This is a genomic window from Rubrivirga sp. (assembly GCF_049648075.1).
GTDB lineage: Bacteria > Bacteroidota > Rhodothermia > Rhodothermales > Rubricoccaceae > Rubrivirga.
Map to the genome: position 1 here is coordinate 1 of NZ_JBARYR010000392.1, position 4780 is coordinate 4780.

4 protein-coding genes and 1 pseudogene are annotated in these 4780 nt (G+C 67.0%); 1 reads left to right on the top strand and 4 read right to left on the bottom strand.

Translation table 11 applies throughout. The features are described from left to right. From WBA11_RS11315 to pdhA, 3 genes and pseudogenes are all read right to left on the bottom strand, one after another. On the bottom strand, positions 1-475 hold a 475-nt coding region (locus WBA11_RS11315; protein WP_424520794.1), incomplete at its 3' end, for a biotin/lipoyl-containing protein. A 100-nt stretch (positions 476-575) separates the two neighbouring features. Next, positions 576-1586, bottom strand: a pseudogene (locus WBA11_RS11320) (pyruvate dehydrogenase complex E1 component subunit beta); the annotation flags it as partial. 35 nt (positions 1587-1621) lie between these two features. Next, the gene (gene pdhA, locus WBA11_RS11325) at positions 1622-2782 is read right to left on the bottom strand and encodes a pyruvate dehydrogenase (acetyl-transferring) E1 component subunit alpha (protein WP_424520795.1); all 1161 of its coding nucleotides are present in this window, start codon (positions 2780-2782) and stop codon (positions 1622-1624) included. Between the two features lie 169 nt (positions 2783-2951). Here pdhA and WBA11_RS11330 point away from each other — a divergent pair, with 169 nt between their 5' ends. Further along, a complete protein-coding gene (locus WBA11_RS11330) occupies positions 2952-3737 on the top strand; it encodes a polyprenol monophosphomannose synthase (protein WP_424520796.1) in 786 nt (261 codons plus the stop codon). A 19-nt stretch (positions 3738-3756) separates the two neighbouring features. Here WBA11_RS11330 and WBA11_RS11335 read toward each other — a convergent pair. Next, positions 3757-4780: UDP-N-acetylmuramoyl-tripeptide--D-alanyl-D-alanine ligase (locus tag WBA11_RS11335; RefSeq protein ID WP_424520797.1), on the bottom strand; the 1024-nt coding region annotated here is incomplete at its 5' end.

The window sequence follows — 4780 nt, forward strand, 5'->3', positions numbered from 1 at the left end:
GCCCGCCCGGTGCCGGTGGCGCGCTCGAGGACGATCCGTCGCCGCCGACGGGCTGAACGACGGGCTGAACGCTGGGTGCGGGCGTGTCGACGGAATCGGCCGTGGCCGTGATCCCGTCGAGGCCGGCGGGCGCCGCGTTGCCCTCGTCGGTGGCCGGGGCCACGACCTCGACGTCTGCGCTGTCGCTGGAGGCGCCGTCGCCACCGTACTTCCCGACGACGTCGCCGGGGTCTTCTCCCTCCTTTCCGAGGACTGCGATCAGCGCGCCGATCGGGACGCTGTCGCCTTCGCCGACCACCCGCTTGAGCAGGACGCCGTCGTCGTAGACCTCGAGGTCCATCGTCGCCTTGTCCGTCTCGACCTGGGCGATCACGTCGCCCGCGGACACGCTCGCGCCCTCTTCGGCGAGCCACGCGACGAGGACGCCCTCCTCCATCGTGTCGCTCATCTTGGGCATTTCGACAGCGATAGCCATTGGGGATCAGGGGTTGGGGATTGGGGAGATAAAGGGGCAAGAAAGACGGTGCTCGGGCGAGCGTTGGATTCCCCAACCCCCAAACCCCAACACCCACTCCCTACAAGTACATCGTTCGCTTGACGGCCTCGATGGTGTCCTTGACGGACGGCATCCAGGCCTCGATCAGGTTTTTGGCGTAGGGCGCCGGGACGTCCTTGGCCGTGACGCGCTCGACCGGCGCGTCGAGGTAGTCGAAGCAGCGCTGCTGAATGCGGAAGCCGACCTCGGACGCGATGCCGCCGTAGGGCTGGCTCTCGTCGACGATTACGAGCCGGTTCGTCTTCTTGACCGACTCCACGACCGTCTCGATCGGGAACGGACGGAGCGTGCGCGGATCGATGACCTCGGCCTCGATGCCGTCCTTTGCGAGCTCGGCGGCGGCCTCCATCGCGAGCCAATAGCTCTTGGAGTGTGCCACGATCGTCACGTCGCTGCCTTCGCGGGCCGTGCGAGCGACGCCAAGAGGAATCACGTAGTCCTCGGCGTCGGAGACCTCTCCACGCAAGCCGAACATGAGCTCGGACTCCAGGAACAGGACCGGGTCGTCGTCGCGGATCGAGGCCTTGAGCAAGCCCTTGGCGTCGTCCGGGTTCGAGGGCGAGACGACCTTGAGGCCGGGCACGTTCGTGTAGAGCGCCTCGACGGAGTTCGAGTGCGTCGCGCCGAGCTGTCCGGCGGCGCCGTTGCCGCCGCGGAACACGATCGGCACGTTGAGTTGACCGCCGGACATGTACCGCACCTTGGCCGCGTTCGACACGATCTGGTCGAAGCAGACGAACGTGAAGTTCCACGTCATGAACTCGACGATCGGACGCAGGCCCAACAGCGCCGCGCCGATGCCGAGGCCTGAAAATCCGGTCTCCGAGATCGGCGTGTCGATGATCCGCTTGGCGCCAAACTGGTCCAGCATCCCCTGCGACACCTTGTAGGCCCCGTCGTACTCCGCGACCTCCTCGCCGATGAGGAAGACGTTCTCGTCGCGGACCATCTCCTCGGTCATCGCGTCGCGCAAGGCCTCTCGAAACTGTAGCTCTGCCATTCGTTTGGTGTGGGTCGGCCTCGAGGACGAGGCGTCGGGTGCGGGTGTCGGCCTCGAGGGCGCAGCTACGCGATAAAGGGGTAGTCCTCCTGGACGTAGACGTCTTCGTACATGGTCTCGACCGGCGGCAGCGGCGACTGTTCGGCGAACTCGACCGACGCCATGACGTCGGCCTTGACCTCCTCGTCGATCGCGTCGAGGTCGTCGTTCGTGGCGAGATCGTTCTCGATGATGTACTTCTTGGTCCGGATGATGGGGTCCTCGTCCTTCTTGGACTCCATCTCCTCCTTGGTCCGGTACTTCTGTGGATCGGACATCGAGTGGCCGCGGTAGCGGTACGTCTGGACCTCGACGAAGAACGGCTTGGTCTGGCCGTCCGCCTGCCCACGTGCCTCGTCGCCGAGCTCCTTGAACGCGTGGTACACCTCGAACAGGTCCATCCCGTCTATGACGGCCGCTGTCATGCCGTAGGGGTAGGCCTGCTTGTAGAGTTGGTGATCGCCACGGGAGCGCTCGATCGAGGTCCCCATCGCGTACTCGTTGTTCTCGACGATGATCAAGACCGGGATGTCGTAGAGGGCCGCCAAGTTGGCCGCCTCGTGGAAGGCCCCCTGGTTGATGGCGCCGTCTCCGAAGAAGACCAGAGCGCAGCCGCCGTCCTCCTTGTACTTGCACGCGAACCCCATCCCGACGCCGACCGGGATCTGCCCGCCCACGATGCCGTGGCCGCCATGGAAGTGCTTGCTCGCGTCGAAAAAGTGCATCGAGCCCCCCTTCCCCCGCGACGACCCGTCGATCTTGCCGAACAGCTCGGCCATGCAAGCGCCGGGGTCCATCCCACGAGCCAACCCGAGACCGTGGTCGCGGTAGGCCGTGATGATCGGGTCCGTATCGCGGACGCCCCACACGGATCCGGTCGAGACGGCCTCCTGCCCGATGTAGAGGTGCAGGAACCCCGCGATCTTCTGCCGACCGTACATCTGGGCCGCACGCTCCTCGAAGCGGCGCTGCAACAGCATGTTGCGGTACATCGCGAGCACGTCCTCGACGCTGAGTCCGAGCGACTCGTGCGTGTGGCCGCTGTCCCGGTAGATTCGGACGTCGGGCGTGTCGGGTGTGAACGCCACCTTGCCGTTGGCTGCGCCGTCCCCTGCGGGGGTGGTCTCCGCCTTCGAGGGGGTGCGCTTGCGGGCGGGAGCCTTCTTTTTAGTGGACGTGCCGGCCATGATCTGAGAGCGTCAGGAGGGGTGCGAACCGGAGCGGCGCGCACGGGATCCGTGAGGAGACCCGAAGCTAGCCCCGCTCGCGATACCGGTGGGACGAGTCGCGCCAGGATTCGGCGTTCTCAGCCGTCTCTCAACCGGCCTCGAGGGCGTCGTTCCGTAACCTTGGCGCATGAACGGCGACGTCTTCCTCTCCCCGCCCTCGAGCCGATCGGTCGTCGTGGTGCCCACGTACAACGAGTCCGAGAACATCGAGCGAGTCGTCGCGACCGTGCTCGCCCTCGAGGGCGCCGGCCTCGAGGGCGGCATGAGCGTGCTGGTCGTGGACGACGGGTCGCCGGACGGGACGGGCGACCTGGTGGAGGCGCTTCGGCGGTCGCACCCGGACCGGGTCGGGCTGCTGCGGCGCGCGGGCAAGCTGGGGCTGGGGACGGCCTACCTCGACGGGTTCCGCCACGCGCTGGGGGCCGGCTTCGAGTTCGTCTGCGAGATGGACGCGGACTTCTCTCACAACCCGGAGGACCTACCCCGGCTGATCGAGGCGTGCCTCCCTGAGGAAGAGGGCGGGCGCGGAGCCGAGGTCGCCATCGGGAGCCGCTACGTGGACGGGTTGCGCGTGCTCAACTGGCCGCTGTCGCGGCTGGTCTTGAGCTACGGGGCCGGCGTCTACACGCGGGCCATCACGCGTCTGCCCATCAAGGACGTGACGGCGGGGTTCAAATGCTTCCGCCGGTCCGTCCTCGAGGCCGTGCCGTTCGACCGCGTACAATCCAACGGGTACTCATTCCAGATCGAGATGAACTACCGGGCGTGGCGGTTGGGGTTCAGGATCGTGGAGGTGCCGATCGTGTTCACGGAGCGGACCGAGGGCGAGAGCAAGATGTCCGGCGCCATCGTGCGCGAGGCCATGCGCAAGGTGTGGGAGCTTCGAGGACGAGCGGTTCTCGGGAGGCTCTAGACCCTTTCACTTGTAGCCTCTAAGCGATTGCCTTCCACTGCGGCGTCTGCCGAGGGAGCACGTCCGCGGCCTCGAGGTCGGGCGAGAGCAACGCCTCCGAGACGCGCTCCATCCGAGCGCCCTGGCTCCCTTTGACGAGTACCACGTCGCCGGCCTCGAGGTCGAGTGCTCCGGCCTCGATGGCGGCGGCGAGCTCCCTCGAGGACGAATAGTGCGTCACGATCGACGCGTCCGAGAGCCGGTGGTACGCCTCCTGCATGATCGACCCGACGGCGACCACGCGGTCCGCGGAGTCTTTAGCGGCTTGCAGGATCCGCTGGTGCTGCGCGACCTCACCGTCGCCCAGTTCGAGCATGTCTCCCAAGATCGCGGTTCGCCGCTCGCCCTCGAGGCCGGCGAGAACACGGAGCGCGGATTCGGTCGCGTCGGGCGAAGCGTTGTAGGTGTCATCGACGAGCGTGCTCCCATTGATGCCGGCGAGCTTGCGGAGGCGACCGGGCTCGGTCTCGATGGCTTCCAAGCCGCGCGTGATCGCGTCGTGCTCCATGCCGAAGGCCTGTCCGACGGCCGTCGCCACGAGGGCCGTGTAGATCGCGTGGTCGCCCAAGATTTGCAGGTCTGCCGTGACGTGCTCTGGGCGGATGCCGTTGTGCGGCTCGGTCCCGTACAAGAGCACGCGGCCCTTCGTCACCTCGGCCATGCGGCGCGTGCGCGGGTCGTCGCCGTTGAGCACGGCCGTACCGTCGGCCTCGAGGCCGCGCACGATCTCCGACTTGACGCGCTCGATCCGGTCGATGGGCCCCATCGTCTCGAGGTGGACACCCCTCACGTTCGTCGCGACACCGACATCGAGAGGGAAGGCCTCGCGCAGCTCCTTGATGTCGCCCTCGAAGCGGGCGCCCATTTCCAGCACGAGCTTCGTCGCCGGCGTCAGCGTGCCGTTCAGGACCGTCAGCGAGATCCCGAGCGGCGTGTTCTTGTTGCCTTCCGACGACCGGACCTCGAAGGCCTGGCTCAGCACCGACTCGATGGCGCCCCGCGTC

What these genes read in the sequence shown, in the direction of transcription:
- pdhA (WP_424520795.1), bottom strand. Translation starts at nt 2,782, where the DNA reads ATGGCCGGCACGTCCACTAAAAAGAAGGCTCCCGCCCGCAAGCGCACC.
- WBA11_RS11330 (WP_424520796.1), top strand. Translation starts at nt 2,952, where the DNA reads ATGAACGGCGACGTCTTCCTCTCCCCGCCCTCGAGCCGATCGGTCGTC.